The sequence below is a fragment of the Paenibacillus sp. GQ49 genome (assembly GCF_059759055.1).
The window spans coordinates 16,686-38,957 of sequence record NZ_JCAXEL010000030.1 but is presented as its reverse complement, the minus strand read 5'-3'; the positions used below and the strand labels follow the sequence as shown (position 1 = coordinate 38,957).

At 46.7% G+C, this 22,272-nt stretch carries 21 protein-coding genes; 12 read left to right on the top strand and 9 right to left on the bottom strand.

From position 1 onward, the window contains the following. Positions 1–12: 12 nt before the first annotated feature. The 5 genes from AC6CIF_RS30175 to AC6CIF_RS30155 all read left to right on the top strand — a co-directional run bounded on the left by AC6CIF_RS30175 (position 13) and on the right by AC6CIF_RS30155 (position 6,811). Positions 13–633, top strand: a complete 621-nt coding sequence (locus AC6CIF_RS30175; protein ID WP_498202582.1) for a flavin reductase family protein — start codon at positions 13–15, stop codon at positions 631–633. 233 nt (positions 634–866) lie between these two features. Then, entirely contained in the window at positions 867–2,021 is a 1,155-nt protein-coding gene (locus AC6CIF_RS30170) for a type III polyketide synthase (protein ID WP_498202581.1), read from the top strand. Between the two features lie 108 nt (positions 2,022–2,129). Beyond that, the gene (locus AC6CIF_RS30165) at positions 2,130–4,376 is read left to right on the top strand and encodes an MMPL family transporter (RefSeq protein WP_498202580.1); all 2,247 of its coding nucleotides are present in this window, start codon (positions 2,130–2,132) and stop codon (positions 4,374–4,376) included. Between the two features lie 191 nt (positions 4,377–4,567). Continuing rightward, positions 4,568–5,587, top strand: a complete 1,020-nt coding sequence (locus AC6CIF_RS30160) for a dienelactone hydrolase family protein (protein WP_498202579.1) — start codon at positions 4,568–4,570, stop codon at positions 5,585–5,587. A 51-nt stretch (positions 5,588–5,638) separates the two neighbouring features. Further along, on the top strand, positions 5,639–6,811 hold the full coding sequence (locus tag AC6CIF_RS30155) for a rhamnogalacturonan acetylesterase (RefSeq protein WP_498202578.1): 1,173 nt from the start codon (positions 5,639–5,641) through the stop codon (positions 6,809–6,811). A 135-nt stretch (positions 6,812–6,946) separates the two neighbouring features. Here the strand turns inward: AC6CIF_RS30155 and mnhG are convergent, their stop codons facing one another. The 6 genes from mnhG to AC6CIF_RS30125 are packed head-to-tail and all read right to left on the bottom strand — an operon-like array spanning position 6,947 to position 12,855. Continuing rightward, entirely contained in the window at positions 6,947–7,339 is a 393-nt protein-coding gene (gene mnhG / locus AC6CIF_RS30150; protein ID WP_017688856.1) for a monovalent cation/H(+) antiporter subunit G, read from the bottom strand. Further along, positions 7,323–7,607 carry a Na(+)/H(+) antiporter subunit F1 gene (locus AC6CIF_RS30145; RefSeq protein ID WP_017688855.1) on the bottom strand — a complete coding sequence of 95 codons (285 nt, stop codon included), beginning with the start codon at positions 7,605–7,607 and terminating at the stop codon, positions 7,323–7,325. The genes mnhG and AC6CIF_RS30145 overlap by 17 nt, the downstream gene beginning before the upstream one ends. After that, positions 7,607–8,083 (bottom strand): Na+/H+ antiporter subunit E, encoded by a 477-nt coding sequence (locus AC6CIF_RS30140; protein ID WP_339300978.1) that lies wholly within the window; start codon positions 8,081–8,083, stop codon positions 7,607–7,609. The genes AC6CIF_RS30145 and AC6CIF_RS30140 overlap by 1 nt, the downstream gene beginning before the upstream one ends. Positions 8,084–8,089: 6 nt before the next feature. Continuing rightward, a complete protein-coding gene (locus tag AC6CIF_RS30135) occupies positions 8,090–9,568 on the bottom strand; it encodes a Na+/H+ antiporter subunit D (protein WP_498202577.1) in 1,479 nt (492 codons plus the stop codon). After that, positions 9,561–9,899 carry a Na(+)/H(+) antiporter subunit C gene (locus tag AC6CIF_RS30130; RefSeq protein WP_036670645.1) on the bottom strand — a complete coding sequence of 113 codons (339 nt, stop codon included), beginning with the start codon at positions 9,897–9,899 and terminating at the stop codon, positions 9,561–9,563. The genes AC6CIF_RS30135 and AC6CIF_RS30130 overlap by 8 nt, the downstream gene beginning before the upstream one ends. Before the next feature lies 1 nt (position 9,900). Next, positions 9,901–12,855, bottom strand: coding sequence for a Na+/H+ antiporter subunit A (locus AC6CIF_RS30125; protein ID WP_498202601.1), 2,955 nt, complete (start codon positions 12,853–12,855; stop codon positions 9,901–9,903). A 301-nt stretch (positions 12,856–13,156) separates the two neighbouring features. Here AC6CIF_RS30125 and AC6CIF_RS30120 point away from each other — a divergent pair, with 301 nt between their 5' ends. Beyond that, positions 13,157–14,797 (top strand): sensor domain-containing diguanylate cyclase, encoded by a 1,641-nt coding sequence (locus AC6CIF_RS30120; protein ID WP_339300982.1) that lies wholly within the window; start codon positions 13,157–13,159, stop codon positions 14,795–14,797. Positions 14,798–14,868: 71 nt separating this feature from the next. Further along, positions 14,869–15,390: a hypothetical protein gene (locus AC6CIF_RS30115; RefSeq protein ID WP_076217028.1), complete on the top strand. Its 522-nt coding sequence runs from the start codon at positions 14,869–14,871 to the stop codon at positions 15,388–15,390. Between the two features lie 103 nt (positions 15,391–15,493). Here the strand turns inward: AC6CIF_RS30115 and AC6CIF_RS30110 are convergent, their stop codons facing one another. Then, a complete protein-coding gene (locus AC6CIF_RS30110) occupies positions 15,494–16,633 on the bottom strand; it encodes a GGDEF domain-containing protein (protein ID WP_498202576.1) in 1,140 nt (379 codons plus the stop codon). Between the two features lie 342 nt (positions 16,634–16,975). On the opposite strand from AC6CIF_RS30110, the gene AC6CIF_RS30105 reads away from it, so the two are divergent. The 5 genes from AC6CIF_RS30105 to AC6CIF_RS30085 all read left to right on the top strand — a co-directional run bounded on the left by AC6CIF_RS30105 (position 16,976) and on the right by AC6CIF_RS30085 (position 20,275). Continuing rightward, positions 16,976–17,233, top strand: a complete 258-nt coding sequence (locus AC6CIF_RS30105) for a YolD-like family protein (RefSeq protein ID WP_036608707.1) — start codon at positions 16,976–16,978, stop codon at positions 17,231–17,233. 100 nt (positions 17,234–17,333) lie between these two features. Then, positions 17,334–17,453 carry a hypothetical protein gene (locus tag AC6CIF_RS30100; protein ID WP_017688846.1) on the top strand — a complete coding sequence of 40 codons (120 nt, stop codon included), beginning with the start codon at positions 17,334–17,336 and terminating at the stop codon, positions 17,451–17,453. A 156-nt stretch (positions 17,454–17,609) separates the two neighbouring features. Beyond that, positions 17,610–18,113, top strand: a complete 504-nt coding sequence (locus tag AC6CIF_RS30095; RefSeq protein ID WP_076217026.1) for a ferritin — start codon at positions 17,610–17,612, stop codon at positions 18,111–18,113. Positions 18,114–18,583: 470 nt separating this feature from the next. Then, the gene (locus AC6CIF_RS30090) at positions 18,584–19,324 is read left to right on the top strand and encodes a polysaccharide deacetylase family protein (RefSeq protein ID WP_076217025.1); all 741 of its coding nucleotides are present in this window, start codon (positions 18,584–18,586) and stop codon (positions 19,322–19,324) included. A gap of 42 nt (positions 19,325–19,366) precedes the next feature. Further along, positions 19,367–20,275: a hypothetical protein gene (locus tag AC6CIF_RS30085; RefSeq protein WP_076217024.1), complete on the top strand. Its 909-nt coding sequence runs from the start codon at positions 19,367–19,369 to the stop codon at positions 20,273–20,275. Positions 20,276–20,461: 186 nt separating this feature from the next. Here the strand turns inward: AC6CIF_RS30085 and AC6CIF_RS30080 are convergent, their stop codons facing one another. After that, on the bottom strand, positions 20,462–21,061 hold the full coding sequence (locus AC6CIF_RS30080; protein ID WP_036608692.1) for a response regulator transcription factor: 600 nt from the start codon (positions 21,059–21,061) through the stop codon (positions 20,462–20,464). Next, positions 21,058–22,206, bottom strand: a complete 1,149-nt coding sequence (locus AC6CIF_RS30075; protein WP_498202600.1) for a sensor histidine kinase — start codon at positions 22,204–22,206, stop codon at positions 21,058–21,060. Before AC6CIF_RS30075 ends, AC6CIF_RS30080 begins: the two co-directional genes overlap by 4 nt. Positions 22,207–22,272: the final 66 nt, after the last annotated feature.

The window sequence follows — 22,272 nt, the reverse complement described above, 5'->3', positions numbered from 1 at the left end:
GGATATTTACATATGTATACATTGGATCCACGTGAAATAACGGGAAGAGACAACTATAAACTGATGAGTGGTTCGGTGGTGCCACGTCCAATTGCTTTTGTGACGACACTTTCAGATAAGAATGGTGTAATTAATGCAGCGCCTTTTAGTTTCTTTAATGTGGTTAGTTCGGACCCGCCGCTGTTATCGATATCCATTGCACGTAAAGACGGTATCATGAAAGATACTGCACGTAATGTGCTTGCTCATCAAGAACTGGTCGTGCATATCTGTGATGAAGCAATCATAACAGAAGTCAATGAGACAGCAGCCATACTGGAACCCCACGAAAGTGAGCTTGAGCGGACAAAACTTACTACAGTGCCAAGTACCAAGGTTGCTGTGCCAGGAATTCAGGAAGCACTCATTCGGATGGAGTGTGAGCTGTATCAACACATTCCCATCACGAATGATGAGGGCAAACCAGTGAGTGACCTGCTGCTGGTACGCATTGTTCAGTATCATTTCAGCGAACAAGTCTACAATCCGGACAAGGGCTATATCCTGATGGATCATTTGAAACCAGTTAGCCGACTGGCAGGTAATGATTATGCCAAGCTTGGAGAGAGATTCACGGTGATTCGACCTGAATAGTTCTGACAGATCGAATATGTAATATAGGAACGGGTTTAATCCGGTAGCAAAGGCGGACAGCACGTGCGAAACTCGCATATGTTGTCCGCCTTTGCTTGTTAATATGAACATAAACCGGACAGGGAGTGAATAGACTTGTACTATATCCTGCACACATGTCATATGAACCTATTTTATATATAGGTTGTTTAAAAAGCCAATTTTTGAACACGTACGATAAGGAGGTTAAGCCGATGAACCAGCTTGAGGCAACTACTGGGGCAAGTATTATGGGAATAGGAACGGCCTGCCCTGCCCACCGTATTGAGCAAAAGGATGTATCTGCCCGTCTCGCGCAAGCGCTGGAACATGAGCCGGATGCGAGAAGGTGGGCCAAACGGATCTTTAATCAGTGCGGTGTGGAGACCCGGTATACGTGTGAACCGAATCTGCTTGAGCCTGTTGATTCTTGTCGATATTTACCCTTTACCAATGCGGAGGAGGTTCCGACTACATCCGAGCGTATGGGCAAATACAAAGCTGCTGCTGTTCCACTTGGTCTGGAAGCGGCCGGACAGGCCCTTCAGGATGCAGACGTAACCTCCTCGGAAATTACACATCTCATTACGGTAAGTTGCACGGGACAATTCCTGCCCGGACTTGATGTTCGGCTGATCCAACAGCTTGAACTGTCACCGCAGATCAACCGGATTCCACTGGTGTTTCAAGGATGTGCAGCCGGTCTGAAGGCGATCCAACTGGCGAATTCCATTGTAACGACAGATCAGAAGGCTACGGTTCTCATCGTGTGTGTGGAACTATGCACACTTCACTTCCAACCATCTGCCAAACGGGACGACCTGTATGCCGCATCGTTCTTCGGAGACGGTGCCTCTGCCTGTATTATTGGTGCGTCTGGAACAGGCCGCAATGAATATTTTCGATTAGGTCGCGGGCACTCAACGCTGCTCCCGGATTGTGCAGAAGAAATGATCTGGGAAGTGGGCAATACAGGCTTTGATCTCTACCTGTCACCACAGATTCCGAAGCTGCTTGGTTTGCATCTCGGTCCAGAGGTAGAGCGGTTGCTGGAGGGGAGCGGTTTACCGGACATATGGGCAATCCATCCGGGAGGCAGAGGTATCGTGGATGCGGTTCAGAAGTTGTATCAGTTGACAGATGAGCAGGTCTCCTACAGCCGAAATATCCTGCGGGATTATGGCAACCTGTCTTCCGTGACGATTCTTTTTGTTCTTCAAGCCATCCGTGAGGATTACAGACAGAAGGAAGAGCATACCAGTGGGATAGCGCTGGCCTTTGGCCCGGGACTGACAGCAGAGTTACTTCCTTTTACATACATCCCTGCGCCCATAGCGAACAGAACACCTGTGAATCATGGCATCCAATAGTTCGCGAACCCGAGTGAAGGAGACATACACCGCAAGTGTATGAATGTGCTTATGATCTTACCGATGAACATAATCGAATGATTAATCTGATCGCAGAGGAGCTTAGGTATGGGTTATCGCAGACTTGCTGTCCTCATCAGCCGATATCCGCGGTTCATTATTCTCTGCTGGGTATTTATCATCGGGATGTCAGCGGTCTGGGCGTGGAAGTTACCTGACATTGTTCAGGATCACGGCTTAAAACGGGTTCACGGGGATGCGCAAGCGGTTGAACTTGTACTGGAGGACGAATTCAGTTCTCCTGCTGATCCGGTTATTCTGGTTTTTGAGAAAAAGGAAAATACCTCGCCGTTACAGTTCCGGCAGTGGATCAAGGATCGTTTGACACAGGTTCGAGGGCTGCCTGCAGTAACCTCTATCACGTCCCCTCTGGATGCTAGCGAAAGGGTGACGCTTCAAGACCATAGGGCATATGCCCTTGTGAAAATGGATGTGCCTGCGCATCAGATGGGTCCTCCACTGGAGCAGTTGCGCTCCGTGCTGGCAACAGACGGTCCAGGTACGGTGCAATTGACGGGAAAGGCAGTCGTCCAGCAGGATGTCAATCATCTGAGTTTTCGTGATCTGGAACGGGCAGAGATGGTGGGACTGCCGATTGCCCTGATCATTTTGTGTTTTGCATTCAGGGGGCTATATGCTGCGTTGATTGCTGTCATGATGGGGATCAGTGCTGTGATTACCGCTATGGGAGTCACGTCACTCCTTGGTTATCATCTGGAATTGTCCAACTTTATCATTAATGTGATTCCCATGGTGGGCATGGCACTGAGTATAGACTTTGCCCTGATCATCCTGAGCAGGTACAGGGAAGAACTTCAGCGGGTCTACGAAGATGAAGGCAAAGCTAACGTTACGGGCAGCAGCATAGATATGCAGAGCGAGGTATTGCGGAGCGAGATTCTTCAGCGAACATTACGTACAGCAGGCAGAGCGGTGTTGTTCTCGGCAGCTTGCGTGCTCCTTGGGTTGCTGGGTCTGCTCTGGATCAGACTGCCGATGTTTCTGAGTGTCTCCTTGGGGGCCATTATTGTTCTGCTTCTATCGCTACTGTTAAATGTTACGCTGCTGCCAGCTCTGCTGTCACTGTCTGCGGGTCGGGTCTTCAGGCGAAAGTTAGTCCATTCGTTACCCAGAAGCTCGGTCTGGCATCGATGGTCAGCAATGGTCATGAAACGACCAGTCAGTATGGCCATTGGAGGTACGGTTGCGCTGCTCCTGTGTGTTTATCCAGTGACCCGGTTGGAACTGTCCGTCCCGGATGCTTCTTCACTGCCAGAGAGAATGGAGTCCCGCCAGGCAGCAGAGCTGTTGCAACATGATTTTGGGCAAAAGAATACCTCCGCCATCGAGATCGTGATTGGCGGACAGCAGGAACTGTTGACTGCCTCTCACTGGCAGATGGCCCACAACAAAGCCCGTCAACTACTGCAGGACTCAGACGTATTGAGCATTGTTTCACCATGGGGCCTATTACAGCCGAATCAAAATGACTCGCAGAGCCTTTTTCAAATTCCACCGTCGGCGCTCACTCCTTCCATAGAAGGCAAGGAGTCAACAAGGACGGCATGGCTGCGTTCAACGGTCTCTGACCATTCCATACGATTGGTAGCCACTGTGCACGGGGAGCCTGGTTCGGAACAGGTTGCAGACTCACTTGAACGAATGAGGAATAGTGATCATGCACCAGGTTTCAGCAATGTAAAATTACGTTATGGTGGGGAAGCTGCCAAGCAGTATGAAATAATGCAGGAAGTCACAAGTCAACTGCCCAAAGTGCTGGTATTTGTAGTGGTCACCAATTATCTTGTGTTACTGGCGGCATTCCGATCGATGCTCATTCCAATCAAGGCAATTGTGATGAATCTGCTCAGCTTAGCCGCTTCATTTGGCATATTGGTGTGGGTGTTCAATGAAGGACATCTAGGTATGGAGCAGTCAGCTATTGCCATTATGATTCCTGTATTCATTGCAGGATTGGTGTTTGGCATATCCATGGATTATGGTGTGTTTATGCTGAGCCGTATCCAGGAAGTGTATAGACGAACCGGAGACAGTGATGTGGCTGTCCAACAGGGATTGGCTTCTACAGGCCGTCTGGTTACCTCCGCAGCGGCAATTCTGCTTGCGGTGACTGTGCCGTTTGCCTTTGCTGAAGTTGAAGGTGTGAGGCAGTTAGGGATCGGAATCACGGCAGCGGTGTTGATTGACGTTACATTAATCCGTCTAATACTGGTACCTGCATTGATGAAATTAATGGGCAGGTGGAACTGGTGGCTGCCAGGTCAGATGAAATGAAGGGTATTTCCGTAACCTGTCTTCAGGTTGGAGATATCCTTTTTTTGGCTAGAAATCATGTGATTCCATTCAAAACAGGCAAACATGTTCAATTCATGGGTGACATATATGTTCTATAATGGATGGGATTAATTCCATATCACAGTCTTATATCTACGTTATCCTATGAAAAACAGGAGGGACACAGGCCCATGTCTGATATTGAAGCCTATCTACAACAACAAACGAATCTTCGTGGTCGTTCCGCGTATCATGCAGATCAACCCCTGGAGTTATGGCGCAGTCAGTTACGTACTCGCGTGAAAGAACGGCTGGGCGATTTTCCCACGATGGCGGCAGCACTGAATCCTGTCTTACTGGAGCGAATTACCTGTGACGGATATATCCGGGAGCGGATTGAAATTACGACCTATGCAGGACTTCGCATGCCTGTATATTTATTAATTCCGGGTGATGGAAGTGTTACTGATACAAAGAGACCTGCTATCGTTGCTTGTCATGGGCATGGCTACGGTAGCCGAGAGATATCGGGCATGGAACCGGATGGATCACTACGGACAGGAGAGCCCGGATTACACAAGGACTTTGCAGTAGCTCTTGTGAAGCGTGGTTATGTGGTTGCGGCTCCAGAGTTGCTCGGATTTGGTGATCGAAGATTGGAAGAGGACCGCGATGCGCCACCAGGAGCAAGTTCCTGTACGAAGATTGCTGCGCATCTGCTCATGGTGGGGAAGACTCTCGCCGGTCATAGGGTGTATGAAACAACACGAGTATTGGATTATGTATCGACCCGGCCAGAAGTGGATTCGGAGCGAATTGGAAGCATGGGTATCTCGGGTGGCGGTTTGGTGACCGCATTTACAGCCGCGTTGGATGAACGGTTCAGGGCAACTGTAGTAAGTGGTTATGCAAGTACATTCCAGGGCAGCATACTGGATCGGAACCATTGTCTGGACAACTATGTGCCAGGTATCCTGCGTGAAGCGGAATTGCCGGATCTCATCGGCCTGATTGTGCCTAGGTCACTTTTTATTGAAGCTGGAAGTGATGATCAGGTGTTCCCCATCCATTCAGCGAGAGAGGCGTATGCCCGTTTGACACACATATATGAGCAGGCGGGAGCATCTGAATCACTGGATGCGGATTTCTTTACAGGTGGACATGAGATTAGCGGAGCGAAGGCTTATGACTGGCTTGATCAAGTGCTGTGAAGCTGTGGATCATGCCCCAATTTAATTCTGATTCGAGAGGAGAATTCAGTGATGAAATGGTCAATATCGGTAAAGCTTCTGCTCTGTTTTGTTCTGTTTGCGAGTACAGTGGGCATCGGTTTGGGAAGCAGTGGAGGGCAAGTCGCCGAAGCGGCAACGGACAATTACAGATTTGATTTTGGTTCGGGTGCTGTTGAGAGCGGTTACACAGGCGTGTCCGCAGGAGATGCCTATACGCCTACGAAAGGTTATGGCTTCAACACACCTGCACAGATGAGGAATGTGTCTGCCTCAGGAAGCGGGGTTAAGAGTGACGCTGTGCAGTTTCTGACTTACGGCACCAAGAGCACCAATACCTTCAATGTGAATCTGTCCAGTGGCCTATATGAGGTCAAAGTGGTCCTGGGTAATACTGCCCGAGCCAGTGTGGCTGCAGAAGGTGTCTACCAGATCATTAATATGACGGGCAACGGTGCAACGGACCAATTTCAAATTCCGGTGACTGACGGGCAATTAAACCTGCTGGTTACGGAAGGAAAGACAGGTACCGTCTTCACACTTAGTGCACTCGAAATCCGAAAGTTATCCAATCAGACCGTTACCAACCGCACAATCTACATTGGTGGTGATTCAACGGTATGTAATTACTATCCACTGGGTAGCAGTGTACAGGGAGGTTGGGGACAGCTGTTTCCGTCCTATGTGAACAATTCTACCTTCCAGGTTCGAAATATGGCATCAAGCGGTCAATTTGCGAGAGGTTTCCGCGATGATGGTCAGATGGAGGCGATTCTGAAGTATATCAAGCCGGGAGATTATTTTATTTTACAATTCGGAATTAACGATACCAATGCCAAGAACAATACAACGGAGGCGCAGTTCAAGGAAATTATGCGGGATATGGTGCGTCAGGCGAAGAACAAAGGAGCAACGGTTATCCTCTCCACTCCTCAGGGCCGGGCAACAGACTTTAATACAGCCAATGTACATCAAGCGGAGAACCGCTGGTACAATCAATCCACACGTGCACTTGCTCAGGAAGAGGGAGTCACCCTTGTTGAACTGAACAAGCTGAGTTCTGCCTATTTCACGTCTATTGGTCCAGCGGCAACACTTGCTCTGTATATGACAGGGGATAGTCTGCATCCCAATCGTCAAGGGGCTGCGGAGCTTGCACGTATTGTGACTGCGGATCTGAGAAGACAGGGACTGAATGGATTCTGACTAGGCTACTTAATCTCTCTGCATAATCCGTGTTTGATATGATCCGTGTATGAAAAAGTAAAAAAATACCCACGGGGAACAAGCCGCGAAACGGGCAGCTGATCCTCGGGGGTATTTGTTGTGCTAGGCTGGGGATTACTCCATCATATCCTTGGCTTCATGGTTCACTTTTTTCCCTTTTAACAAGGGCTCCAGTTCATCTTGCACGCTCTGCTCCCACAGGGGTACATCTGTGCGATAGGCGGCCCGACCATTCAGATGTCCGGCGACCGGAGCCGTGATGAATACAAACAGGATACCTAACAACAAGCGGGCACTGATATAGTTATCGAAATACCAGAAGTAGAAAAATGTAGCGCTTAATACACAGAACACTCCAAGTGTCATACTTTTGGTTGCGGCATGGGCACGTAGATATACATCAGGCAGACGAATAAGTCCAAATGCACTGAGTGCACTGAGTAGTGCACCGAGCAGTACGAGTAGACCTATAGCTGTTTCAGCGGCTACTTTAACGATCTCCATCATTTTTGAATACCGCCCCCCTTTCAATATAACGTGCAAATGCCACAGTACTTAGAAAAGCCAAAATGCCAATCAGCAAGATAATATCCAGATAGGCTTGGGTTTGCAGCATCATCGACAGAACGGCAACGATGGCAATCACATTGATGCCGATGGTATCCAGCGCAGTGATCCGGTCAGCCATGGATGGTCCCCGAAGCACTCTGTACAAGCAACCCAGAATGGCTAAGGAGAGAATGAGCAATGAGATGAACAACAGTGAGGATAACATTAACGCGTCACCTCCATAATTGCTTTTTCGAATGTATTTTGGATATTATCTCTCATTTTCTGTTCATCCTTGATATCCAGTGCGTGAATAAACAGTTTGCGTTGGTTACCCGAGATCTCAAGCGGCAGAGAACCTGGTGTCAATGAGATGAGTAAGCAGAGCAGAGTAACTTCCCAATCCGAGGACAATTGAGTTTTATACGTAAAAATACCGGGCCTTATATCTAACTTTGGCTTGATAATCTGTCGTATAACCTCAATGCTGGCTCGCACCAGTTCCTTGAACAGCAGAGTAATCAGTTTGAAGATGGCCCAGACTCGCACAACATAGAAGCGCTGGGGGAAGAATCTGCGCATCCCCCCGATGAGAAGCAGTCCGAGCAGGTAACCTATGAGAAAACCAACACCATTCCAGGCATTGTTCAGAAACATCCATACAAAAGCAATGATAAGATTCAGTACAATCTGAAAGGCCATAGACATCTACTCCTTCAATACGGCATCTATATAAATATTGGGATGCAGTAGAATATCGCCTGCGCGGGAGGTTAATTGGAACATGCCTTCAGCCCCCACACCCATTACGATGATGAATACAAACAGAATTCCGGCAGGAATCAGAAGGCCGTTCACCGCGTAAGGGCGTCTTGTAACCCCGGCAGGAGGTTCGCCCCAGAACGCTTGTATGAAGATGCGCAGTACCGAATATAACATCAACAAGCTCGAAAGCACCGCAATGCCGGTAAGACCATACAAGCCTGCCTGCAAGCCTCCTTCAAAGAGAAGCAACTTCCCTGGAAATCCACTAAATGGCGGCAAACCTGCCAAGGCAAGTGCGCTAATGAAGAACATCCAGCCGAGCAGAGGATAGCGATGGATTAGCCCGCCCATGTTATCAAGTTTGGATGTTCCGGCAACAGCGATCAAGGCACCGCCGAGCAGGAAGAGCAATGTTTTGATCAACATATCATGCAGCATATAGAAGAGCAGACCTTCCAGTGCAGGGCGACTGGCCGCGGCCATACCAAAAGCGACAAACCCTACACCTGCGACCACGTTGTAGATGAGAATCTTGTTTACATCGCGGTATGAGATCGCACCGATGACACCAAGGACCATCGTTGCTCCAGCCATCCATCCGATTAGTGCATGGAAGAAATCCGGATCATGATAGAAGATCAGTGTGAATGTTCGCACAATCGCGTACAAGCCAACCTTGGTGAGCAATCCTGCGAACAATGCAGTGACGACAGCAGGTGGTGCAGCATAAGAGCCCGACAGCCAGAAGAACAGGAACAGTCCGGCCTTGATGCTAAATACGATCAGAAAGAGAACAGCAATTAAGGTAATGATTCCGCTCTGTCCCACTTCAGCAATCTTAACGGACAAATCTGCCATGTTCAGTGTGCCAGTTATGGAGTAGAGGAAGCCGATGGAAGCGACAAACAGTGCTGAAGAAACGATATTAATTAGGACATATTTGATCGTTTCCCGAAGCTGTCTTTCCGTACCTCCCAATACGATCAGTGCATAAGAAGAGATGAGCATCAGTTCAAAACTGACAAACAAATTGAACAAATCTCCGGTTAGGAATGAACCGTTAACGCCGGCGATCAGAAAATGAAAGAACGGATAGAAGTGGTGCTCTTCCCGCTCCTTGTTCACACTGCGGAACGCATACAACAGACACGCCAGTGCAATGATGGAAGCGGCAACGACAAGTAGCGCCGATACCATGTCCGCAACAAGCACAATACCATAGGGAGGTGCCCATCCTCCCATATTCAGCGTGAGAACTCCGCTTTGGGCTACTCGCGTAATGAGTATCGTTGAGACCGCTGCGGTAAACAAAAGTCCTATGACACTAATGATCCGCTGGATATTTATTTTTCGGAAAAATAGCAGAGCCAGAACACCTGTGATCAAAGGCAACAGAATGGGCAGAACGACGAGATTATTCATATGGACGCCCCCTTACTTCTTCCATATCGTCTGTTTTCAGCTTTAGATAAGAACGATAGGAGAGAACAAAGAAGAACGCAGTGAGTCCAAAATTAATAACAATCGAAGTGAGTATCAAAGCCTGAGGAAGAGGATCGACATAACGTTCAGCCATCTCCCCAAGCAGTGGTGGTGCCCCGGTTTTGAGACGTGACATGGTGATCAAGAGCAGATGCACGCCATGGGTTAGTATGGACATGCCAAGTACGATGCGGAGCAGGCTCCGCGACAAGATTAAAAAGACGGCTACCGCAAACAGAATGCCAACGGCTACACACATCAATATTTCCATATCAGCGATCCTCCCCGATCTGTAGAATGATGGTCATGGTGACACCCAAGACAGCGAGATACACGCCAAGATCAAACAGCATGGCCGTGGCGAGTTCTGTCTCTCCCAGCAAAGGAAGTTCGAAATAACCGAAGGTTTGACTTAGGAACGGAACTCCGAATATAAATGAACCCGCACCCGTAAGTAAGGCTATACCCAATCCGATTCCTGTTAGGATACGGAAGTCAACCGGTAACGCTTTGCGTATCGTATCTGTACTGAATGCCAGGGCAATCAATACAAGCGCTGCCGCTGTTACCAAGCCGCCGATGAAACCTCCGCCCGGATTGTGGTGACCTGCAAAGAAGAGGTGCATGGCAAACGTCAGTATGATGAACACCACGACCTTGGTGGTCGTTTGCAGCAATACATCATTACTTTGCAAGGGGACAGTATCCCACGAGGATGAGCTGCGTTCCCGGTTACCATACTTTTTCGTATTATCCGCTTCATCATCCAGAGCAGGTTCGGAATCCTGACTCTCGTCCTTCTTACGGAACTTCAAGCGGGCTCCGAGATCTTTCGCTTCGAGGTTCAGATTAATCATGGAGTAGATGGATAACGAAGCAACGCCAAGCACCATAATCTCCAATAACGTATCAAAGCCACGGAAATCTACCAGCAACACGTTCACGACATTTTTACCACCAGCCGAGTCATACGCTTCCTGAAGGAAGAAAGTAGATATGCTGTCCAGTGATGCTGTTCCGCTTGCGGCCAATGCAACAAAAGTCATCACGATCCCGACTGCAATCGCTACGATCATATTGACCGTGAGATAACGGCGGCTTGATTTGCCACGTTGAAGCTCAGGTAGATGGTAGAAGCAGAGCAGGAACAATGCAACGGACACCGTCTCAACAATCATCTGTGTCAACGCCAGATCAGGCGCCCGGAAAAGAACAAATAGCAGGGTTACGATGTAACCAACCGCTCCGGTCATAATGACTGCCGACAGCCTGTTCTTGGCAAAAGGAATCGAAACTGCTGCACCGATGAGCGTGACTAGCAGGACGACCTCATAAAATGAGAAAGGTGCATTACCCTGCAGATTCCAGGTGATATTTTCTCCTGAGCGGAAGAAAGCATAGACCAGCAACGCGACCGTGAATGAGAAAATGTAAACGAGATAATTACGAACCGAGCCATTCATATAGGCTTCCGTCCATTTGCGTGCATAATGCTGAAGGTTATCCAGTACGACATGGTACATATTGTTAATTGTTAATCCTTGTGGATAATGCTCATAAATATTCCTCCATCGTGGCAACAGCTTGTAGAGAGTGATTCCGAGAATCACAACTCCGATCGTCATAATCAGTTCCGGAGTCCATCCATGCCACAGGGAGAAATGTACATCGAAGCGCTCATTCCCATTTAAGAGGGATGGAAGCACAGCGGCCATGGCCGGTTCAATCAGTGATCCAGCCAGCAGATTCGGGAAGAGCCCGAATACAATGACAAGAACACCTAGAACAACGGGCGGAATGAGCATACCAGCGGGCGCTTCGTGCAGCTTCTCGGCAGGGATCTCGCTTTGGCTACGACCGAGGAATGTTTTGAACACGATAATAAGCGCATAGATCAGGGTGAATACACTTGCAAGCCAAGCAAATACCGGCAATAGAACACTCCAGGACCCAAGTCCAAAGATTCGTAGATGCGTGACTTCGACCATCGCCTGGAAGAATAACTCCTTGCTCAGGAATCCGTTGAACGGCGGAATACCCGCCATGGCAAGTGAACCGATCAATGCCACGGTGAATGTAATGGGCATGAATGAAGCAAGTCCACCGAGCTTTCGAATGTCACGTGTACCCGTTTCATGATCAACAATGCCTACAACCATGAACAGAGCGGCCTTGAAGGTCGCATGATTAAACAGGTGAAGCAACGCAGCGGTTATTGCCACGGTATACATCGCAGAGGATTCGCCATATCCGAAGTAGAGAGCAGCAGATCCAACCCCTAAGAGGGACATGATCAGACCAAGTTGAGAGATGGTCGAATAGGCGAGAATTGCTTTGAGATCGTTTTTTTTCACCGCCAGGAATGATCCATAACACAAAGTCAGAAGACCAACGCCGGTAACGAGCCAGAACCAGAGTCCCTGTCCACCGAAGATTGGTGTAAACCGGGCTACAACGTAGAGTCCGGCCTTGACCATGGTGGCTGAGTGAAGATAGGCACTGACAGGTGTCGGAGCTTCCATGGCATCCGGCAGCCAGATATGAAATGGGAACTGAGCTGACTTGGTGAAAGCTCCAATCAGGATCAAGACAAGTGCGGGTAGAAATAGTGCGCTTTCCTGAAACTGACCCAATCCTGTAATAGTTGCACGAATACTGAATGTTCCGGTAATGAGATACATCATCATGAATCCGGTAAGCATGGCAAAACCGCCAAATACTGTAATCAGGAATGATTTTTGTGCTCCTGAAGTCGAGGCTTTACGTTTGTAATGGAATGCAATCAACAGGAATGACGTAATACTGGTCAATTCCCAGAATCCGTAGAGCACGATCATATTATCAGACAGCACCACGCCCAGCATGGCTCCCATGAACATCAACAGATACAGGTAGAAACGGTTCAGCGCTTCTTTCATATCCATGTAGAAGATGGAGTAGAGAACAACGAGGACACCAATTCCGGTGATTAGCAGTGTCAGCATGAGGCTCAGACCGTCCAGATACAGATTAAATCCAATGTCCAGTGAAGGAATCCACGGGATATTTCCAGATACGGTATTGCGCTGTGACACAGCGGGTATGAGACTCGCAAAGTATACAAATAATAGTGCCGGGACAAGGAGAACCGGCCATCCCAAATGTTTTTTACGGAAGAAACGATGCAGCATGGCAAGAAATATGCCAGCGGCAAAAGGCAGAATAACAGCAACATGAAGCAGGCTCAACATTACACCCCCAATGTTTAGTATTTCGATTTCTCTCTCTGTGACATACAGGCGCATGATCCTTTGAAGGATATGCTTGCTCTCTATATTCATAACCCAAGTATGTATATACAGAATCGTGTCTATTCTTTGAATGGAAGAAACACGGTGAAGATTTCAGTATAATATTGTATGGACACGTATAATAAAAAAACATACAAGTTCCGATAAATATGAAAACGATTAGGTGACATTCCGTGTACTCTTTGCAGCATAGTTATGTTGAAAAGCAAGATGGTTTCACCGTGTAATGGAGGAAGTAATGTCATTCAAAATTAGAACTGTGCTCACAGTCATCTGTGCTATGTTATCCTTGCTGGTTACCCTGACGATTGGGTCTATTTTTAGCCAAAAGTCATTTGTTGCTGTAGAGACTGAGATTGGTCACTCGCTTACAGGCACGGCCTCACAGGCTTCGGACAAGCTGGATCGTTTCATGTCTGCTCGCGCGGGTGAACTGGACCTGTTGGGCCGAATGGCTTCGTTGGAAGATGGATTCCAACCTGATGAGATTCAGATGCTGCTGGATCAGTTACAAGACAGCTTCCCCTCATTCTCATGGGTTGGATTCATGGACCCGAAGGGAAAAGTATTAGCTGCCACGGATGGTATTTTGCTTGGGGAAAATTTATCAGAGCGACCTGTGTATCAGGAGGGAATCAGGGGTAAATTCATTGGAGATGTGCATAATGCAGTTCTTCTAGCCAAGCTGCTTCCGAATCCAACGGGAGAGCCGTTGCAATTTGTCGATATCAGTTTTCCGCTGAAAGATAGCAAAGGAATGATTCAAGGTGTGCTCGCTGCACATTTAAGCTGGGAGTGGGCGAAGGAAGTTGAGGAATCTGTACTTGCCCCATTGAAAAGGGAAGAAAAGGACATTGAGTTTTTTATCGTGAGCAAAAAGGAACATACCGTGCTGCTCGGTCCGAAGGAATGGGTCGGTAAACCGATGGTATTGCCCGGCATTGAAGAGGCCCAGCGCAACAAAAGCAGTTGGTCCATTGAAAAGTGGCCTGACGGGAATGAATATGTGACAGGGTTTGCCTACAGCCAGGGTCATCTGGATTATCCCGGATTAGGCTGGACCGTAGTCATTCGTCAAGTCAAGTCATCTGCTTTTGCTTCTGTGTTTGACCTGATGTGGTTTAATGTGTGGTCTGGACTTGCCGTTACCGTGCTGTTTGCACTGATTGGCTGGTTTGTCTCACGTCTGATCTCTGCCCCACTTGTGCGTCTTACCAGAGTAGCCAATCGACTGCGTGCAGGGGAAGAGCTTGAGATTCCTGCGATTAAGGGGATTAAGGAGATTGAAGTGTTGTCCCGTTCGCTTCGGGATATGCTGACCTCTCTTATGAATAAAAACTCAGAGCTGGTTGTGATGCAGAATCTGGCGCATTTTGATCAGTTGACTAGACTGCCGAACCGCACTGCCCTAGAAGTGTATCTGGAGGAGTCTCTGGAGACCGAAAGTGAAAATCACACGCTTACTTTTCTCTATCTGGATCTCGATGGATTCAAACGGGTCAACGATACACTTGGACATCAGACGGGAGATGTGTTGTTACAGAAAGTGGCCCAGCGACTGTCTGCTCTTGGTCAGGAGAAGGGGATAACGGTCCGATTGGGTGGAGATGAATTCCTCATTGTACTTCAGTCGATTGGAAGTCATCCGAGGGAAGAAGCCATGGCTTATGCAGAAGCCATCATTCAAAGTCTGAACAAGCCGTTTATTATCGAATACGAGCGAATTCGAATTGGATGTAGTATTGGAGGTGCTGAATATCCAACCAACAGCGACAACCCAAGTGAGATTATTCGGATGGCGGACGAAGCTTTGTATGAGTCCAAACGTGCAGGCAAGAACAGAATGACATTTTATTCCGAGTTGAAGCAGGATCGTTAGCGTATAATAACATTAGCGGGGTTATCCCAATCATCTTTGTGCGAATATGCGTATAGACAAGGAGGGGTGAAATGTCTGGAAAATATACATCTGTACCTTATGGTTATGAGCCACCTGCGGCCAGCCACAAAGGTACACTGACTTTTTATGACTCGTTTGAACATGTGACTGATGAGCAACTCGAGCGAGCGGCTGCAACGGTGGGTACCCGTTCATTCACACAGCTTGTGCTGTATCCTTTACACGAGAGCACGTTTAAACGAATGAGCAAGGAACCGATACGGGCATATTACAAAAGAGAAGATCGCCTGCATGATTGGCGGCGGGAACATCCAACTTCACGTATACGTGTGGAGGGGCTTGAGGGCAAGAGAAAAAAATATACACCTGTGGATAGCGCGCTGCGCCATATCACTGCGGAATATCCAGCCCCTCACTTTCTGTATTTGACGATAGAGATGGCGAATATGTTTGCTTCATTTGATTCCTTCAAGGATTGGATCAAAGAGTTGCGTCTCATCATTGACGGATCGTCCGAATACCTGCATCCGATGCTGGAGCAAAATCGTCATCGCTGGGAATGGGCGGAATGAAAACATAGACGTATGAAAAAGATCGGCCTGCTGATCGTATTCAAACCCAAAAAAAGTTGTGTTGTACAAACCGGAATTCCGGTGTACAGCACAACTTTTTTATTTACATTTTCTCTGTCAAGGACGAAGTCAGATCAAGTGATGTTACGGTTTTATTTTTACCTGTTCGTTTGGCGGCATACAGACAGGCATCCACTTCCTCGAACAATTTGTCTTTGGTTAGATTGGGACTGTAGCTTTTGAGACCGATACTCACCGTGATGGAAGCTCCTTCAAGTTCCAGATGCCCCATCAGGGCAATTTTCTGACGAATCTGTTCCACCAAGGCATAGGCCTGCTTGAAAGATTGCTCAAACATCAATAAGGCGAACTCTTCGCCCCCGTACCGTGCTGCAATATCACTTGATGTAATGGTTTCCTGAATGATCAGGGACACTTTCTCCAGAATGATATCTCCAACCCGATGACCATACGTATCATTAATGGATTTGAAGTCATCAATATCGATCAGGGAAAGATGCAGACTCATGCCACTGTTGGCATACTCAAATGCTTTTTCATAATAATCCTTGAATGAGCTTTGATTATAAAGGTTGGTTAAACCGTCTGTTTTGGACTGTTTGGTCATAATGGCATTTCGCACAATAAGGTCCTGCTTGGCAAGCATGCTGGCCTGAAGATCATCGAGCACCTCAACGCCGCTGGTTACGATAACCTGTGCTACATATGTACCTAGGATTAGAAAAGCAGGAATGGATACCATGTCAAATGAAGACAGGTACAACCGGTAAGCCGGGTCGAACAAAACTAGAAAGTAACCAGTCATCTGCATCAGAAAGACAATCCAGACTCTCTTTTTACTGAAGAACAGCACTGAAGCGAAGATGGGCAACAGACAGATTGCTAATATAATCCGAATGTCATAATTGACATGAATAATCGTCCAGGCGATAACCGTGCTGGCTATAGACATGGTGTAAAAGGAATATGAACTGAAGCGCCGATCAACCCAACTTGCGAACAAAATGCATGAACTGCTGACGGTCGTAGGCCAGAACAGGACATTCATCAAGAAATCGGTAGGTGTGCGATCATACTCCAGAACCAGGAAACAGCCAATCTGAATGGCGAAATGTGCGATGATAACAATCCAGTAGGCATGGAGCATTTTTTGAATCCATTTGGAATGTTTGAACTCGTACTCTGTTGGAATGTGGCTATTGTGCGTATGGAAACCTTTCATATATCACCGCTGACTGCATCATAATGGTACGACAGAATTACTCTCGTATATGATGATTATAAATTACAATGAACAAAACGCAAATGATTATATTTTAAGCATGAGAGCTAAGATTACATTGGGCAAAAACGGGCTGGCGAAACCCGATCAAATGAGTACAGCATCATTGTGGAGTATGGAGAAGAATAGGAGGTATCACGGTTAACGGTAACTTGCCTGAGGAATTTGCTCATTCTGGATGCCATGAGATTACACGAACGTAAATGAATGGTATACTAATTGAATATGAACTCGGCAATCAACCCGTGGAATCGGGACGTCGGAGTAGAGGAGGCAGCCACATTGGCAAAAGCAAAAGTAGCAAAAAGACCTACACGGGATGAGTTTGAACTTGAAGAGTTGGGAAACCAACTGGTTGAAGCCTTTCGGGAACGTTCGGAAGTACTGTTGACGGTATGGGGCAAAGAAGATCAGGTGCAAGGAGTTATCGTCAAAATGGACTCCCGTACACGACTCGTGCATGTAGAGTATACCGAAGAAGAGTTCACGGCGAAGGTGCCTTTTCTGGATATCATGCGTGTGCAATCTCCCCGGTACTGAACGAAAAAAACAGCAATCTGAATAATTAGGGCATCCGCCCTGTCAAAGTTGTTCTTCCTGCATAAGATAACCCATACCTGTTGCAGAGGAGGTACGGTCAATGAGCGAAGTATTAGGTGGAGAAACAAGAGGCTACGGATACGGAGGTTTCACTTCTGTAGGTGCCATTCTGGTTCTGTTCATCCTGTTGGTTATCATCTCCAAAGCGTTCTTGGTATAATTGCATATCTCTAAAGAATGAAAGAAGCTCTGCCATCGCGGCAGAGCTTTTTTGATCGTTCAGTCCTTGGCGAATTTTGTAGAAAATCGGTGTAAGTCCTGCTTACGTTATGTTAGAATATAACCATCCCTAGAGAAAGAAAGAGGTGTTTTGATTATGAGCCAAACGTTAACAGAATCTTTAAATGAACAGATGAACTTTGAGTTTTATTCCGCTCATGTATATCTGGCTATGGCAGCTTATTGTTCCAGCAAAAGTCTGGATGGATTTGCGAACTTCTTCATCGTGCAAGCGGAAGAAGAGCGATTCCATGGCATGAAAATATACAAATTCCTGAATGATCGTGGACAACGTGCCACACTTGCGGCTTTGCCAGAACCGAAGAATGAATATGCTTCGATGCTGGATGTATTTGAACATGGTTATGCTCATGAACAGCAAAACACGAAAAAATTCTACAATCTGGCTGACATCGCTCTGAATGAACGTGAACATGCAACGATGTATTTCCTGAAATGGTTCATTGATGAGCAGGTTGAAGAGGAAGCATTGTTTGACAACATTATTCAGAAGCTGCGCCGCATTGAAAAAGACAGCAATGCCTTCTACATGCTGGATGCCGAGTTTGGCAAACGTTCGTTCACAGCTCCTGCTGAATAAATGCACGTAGGGAGTCAAAAAGATTCCAGCGTCAAAACACCATTTACATACAGCATGAGGTAATGATCCTGAATGCAATGGGGCAATCCCCTTGCAAGGGATGATGGTTTGATGCCATATGCTGATTGAAGACAAAGAAGCCTGCACTTGTGCAGGTTTTTTTGCATGCAACGATATTTAATGATTGTATTGATTTACTTGAATTGGAGTAAAGGTCTATCAAAATTCTAAATATGGGTAATAGAGGATATGTCACAATTGATCTATCCTGGCGGGATCTTATTTTGCGCAAATCTATCAAATTCGTATTAAATTTTAGGTTTATCTGACAAAAGTGTAACTCTACCGTAGCCTTTGGAGCGAGAACAGGAGCCACTATCTTTGATAGTATTAGGATTAATCGCCAAGGGATGAAGGTAGAAAAACATGGACACCCGGGGAAATATAACACATAAGGGAGACTTTTAATTATGCTACATATTCGTAAATCTATCATGGTCACACTTGCTATTTTACTAATCATTCCACTATTATTGCCGCAGTCGGTATCTGCCGAATCAGCTGCATCCAAGGATGGAGCAAGCAAAACAAATTCCAAAATCATATACCTGACGTTTGATGATGGGCCAACCGCTCATACGGGTCAGTTACTGGATATTCTGGATCAGTATCATGCGAAGGCAACGTTTTTCATGCTGGGTCCTCGGATGGAGCAATTTCAGAAGGCTACCAAACGAATCGTAGCTGACGGGCATGGATTGGGTCTGCATGGTGTGACTCACGTTCCAGGCAAATTCTATAAATCTGCATATACCGGATTGAAAGAGATGCAACAGGCCAATGCAAGTCTGAACAAGGTTGCCGGAGTTAAAACAAGTCTCGTTCGAACGCCATATGGTAGTAAACCTTATCTCAAACCGGCATTCCGTAATGTACTGCTGGGTCAGGGTGGATTCCATCTATGGGACTGGAATGTCGATTCGGAAGATTGGAAATACAAGAAAGATCACCAGAAAGTCTATAACAGTGTAATGAAGCAGATCCACAATGTGCAAAAGAGCGGAACAACACCTGTTGTGCTTATGCACGACCAGGAAGCAACGCTAAAAGTATTACCGCAAGTATTAAAAACATTGAAGGCAGAAGGGTATCGTTTTGAAGTATTAAGTAAAAAAGTGCAGCCGGTTAACTTCTGGAACGACAAGCGTTAATCTTTAATTTTTCGATTGGCTACAACGAAGGAGGTTCACATCATGAAGAAACAACCATTATGGATCACCATTCCAGTAACGACAGCCGTTTTACTTGCTCTGGCAGGATGTGGTGGACCGGATTCAAATGCAGCATCATCAGAGAATAGTTCTTCACCAACGACAACCGTGGGTGAACAGACCGAGACCGGCAGTGGTGGTGCTGATTTCTCTAATGAAAATGAAACAGGAACCAAAGAGAATACGGACACAACAGATAATGAAGACACATCAGAATCGAAGGCAAATGACAACCAAGTTGCCACTGGTCATTCAGGTGTGAATGATGTGATCAAGCAAGTTCGCAACCAGTTGAAGATGAAGGATGCAGCGTTACCCACTTCATTCACATTGGACAAGGGTACGTCTTTGGGTGTGGCAATACTGTCCAATACTGCGGATGCATTTAAAGTAAACTTCTACGCTACCGCTCAGTCTGTTGCCATTAATGATCAGTCTTTAACTGCATCCGACAGTAAGATACCTGTACTGGCTTCCTTTGAAGTGAAGACCTATAATGACCCGAATCAGTCAGAAATTTTCCCTGAGACGAACCTGAAAGATATTCCAGCAGATATTGCTGTGGATCTGGGACATGGCATCGAAGGCATGAGTGAAGGTGCCGCAGGCAGTCAATATCTGACTTGGCAGGAAGGTAGATGGACGCTGGAAATTCGTTCGGTTTCGGAAGATGAAATGAATAATGCGGGCATAGCGAAGAAAATGGTGGAGTACCTGGAGTCACATACCTTGCCTGTACCCAAAGATAAAGGATATATCAAAGTTGAATATCCAAGTGGTGGAAAGTCTGTTCATGTAACGATCTCATGGCAGGACGGTAACCAAATTCATCAGCTTAAGACCGATCAAGTGCCACTAGAGGCTCTTGGCATGGCTGTATCTGTGAAATAAATCTTGAGTGTTTTACGGATATTCTGCAATGAAAAAGAGATGAGTATGGGATTGTTACGATACACCTAAAAAAAGCTTGGCCCAGGAAGAAATTGCTGGGCCAAGCTTTTTATTTTGAGCATGTTATCGCAGCTTGTGCAGCCTGATACATGCTTATTTTTGTTTCAATGGGTTAAAGCGGTACTTTCATTTGAACCACCCTTTTTCCTTGGAGCGAGTGATGGCCTCAATGCGGTTACTGGCATTTAACTTGTTGAGAATAATGGAGATATAGTTACGTACCGTGCCCGTTGTGATGAACAGATGCCCGGCGATTTCCTTGGTGTTCTTCCCATCTGCCATGAGGCCTAGTACGGCATTCTCCCGTTCTGTCAGAGGGTTTTCTTCTACATAAGCTTCATCTACCAAGTCCGGAGCGAAGATGCGTCTGCCATTCATAACTTGGCGGATCGACTCGGCAAGTTCTTCAATTGGACTGTCTTTGAGAAGGTAACCACGGACACCGCCCTTTAGGGCACGTTCGAAATATCCGGTCCGGGCAAAAGTAGTCAGGATAATGACCTTACAGCTCATTCCTTTGAGTTCTTCTGCGGCTTCAAGGCCGCTTTTCACAGGCATTTCTATATCCATCAGACAGATGTCTGGTGCAAGCTCCTGGACAAGGGCAAGGGCTTCCTGGCCGTTGCTGGCACGTCCGACGACTTCCATATCTTCCTCCAGATTGAGGAGGGAAGACAAGGCGCCGAGCATCATGCGCTGATCTTCCGCGATTACAATTCTAATCATGATTCTGCCTCCTTTATCGGTTTGCGAACGAGTTTCGGAACATGAATAATGATCGCTGTGCCCTGGATGTCTGTTGCAGAGCGAATATCCAGACAACCATTCACAAATTCAAGTCGTTCCTTCATGCCCAAAATTCCTGTTCCGCGCCGATCCTGTTTGCGAGTTCGCTCTATTCCAATACCGTTATCTTGTACGGTTAATACATTATCCGCCAGGGTCTCCTTAATAATGATGGTACAGGCTGTTGCCTGACTGTGTTTGACGACATTGGTGACGGCTTCTTTCAAACACATACCGAGCACATTTTCATTCAATTGTGACGTATCCTGTAACTTGGGATTTCCTTCCAGCACAAATTCAATCGAAGCGGCCTTCAGAATCTGCTCCGCCCGGAACAGTTCATCAACCAATTGTGTACCACGCATGGTGGTGACCATTTCCCGGACTTCCTTCAGAGCTGTACTTGCCGTTTGTCTGAGGTCGTTCAATTCAATCTCGGCCTGATCGGGATTATTGCGGAGCAGCCGTCTCGCCAGATCGGTTTTCAGACCGATCAGAGAGAGCTTCTGTCCAAGTGTATCGTGCAGGTCACGAGCGATACGCTGGCGTTCTTCCATTTTTACGAGATCATCAAGTCGCTTGTTCGCATTCTCCAATTGGCCTTCCAAATGTTCGGTTTTGTTTTTGTTATACGTACTGATTGGGAGCAGGATGGAGGCCATTAAGCTGATGAATACAAACGGGAGTTGGCTCACCAACAGAGAACTCTGATTAATGAAACCGTAATTAATGGTTACGAAACTGGCTCCCAGGTTCACCGAGTAGAGGGTGAAGAATCCGGCTTTATTTTTAATATTCCCAATAAAGAAAGCAAGAAACAATGAGAAATACGCATAATCATAGGCGATCGTCATCGTAATGGATATGGCAATAAGCATTCCAATCCACATGTACACCTGCCAGCCCTTGGTGATGAAGGCGAGCAGGTAACAGACGAAGAAAACGAGGATAATGATGATGCCGGTTACCATCGTCCATAATTTAGAATATTGCGATATAAAATAGAATGGCAGGATGAAAAAGGCGAGCCATACATAAAGGTTCAACCCAGTTTTTTTATAAAAATTTTGCATCCACTTTTGAATGTAATTCTCCTCCTTGCACTTGTACTCAACTTTAGCATGACTGTAGCATGACTATGGCTTGAACAC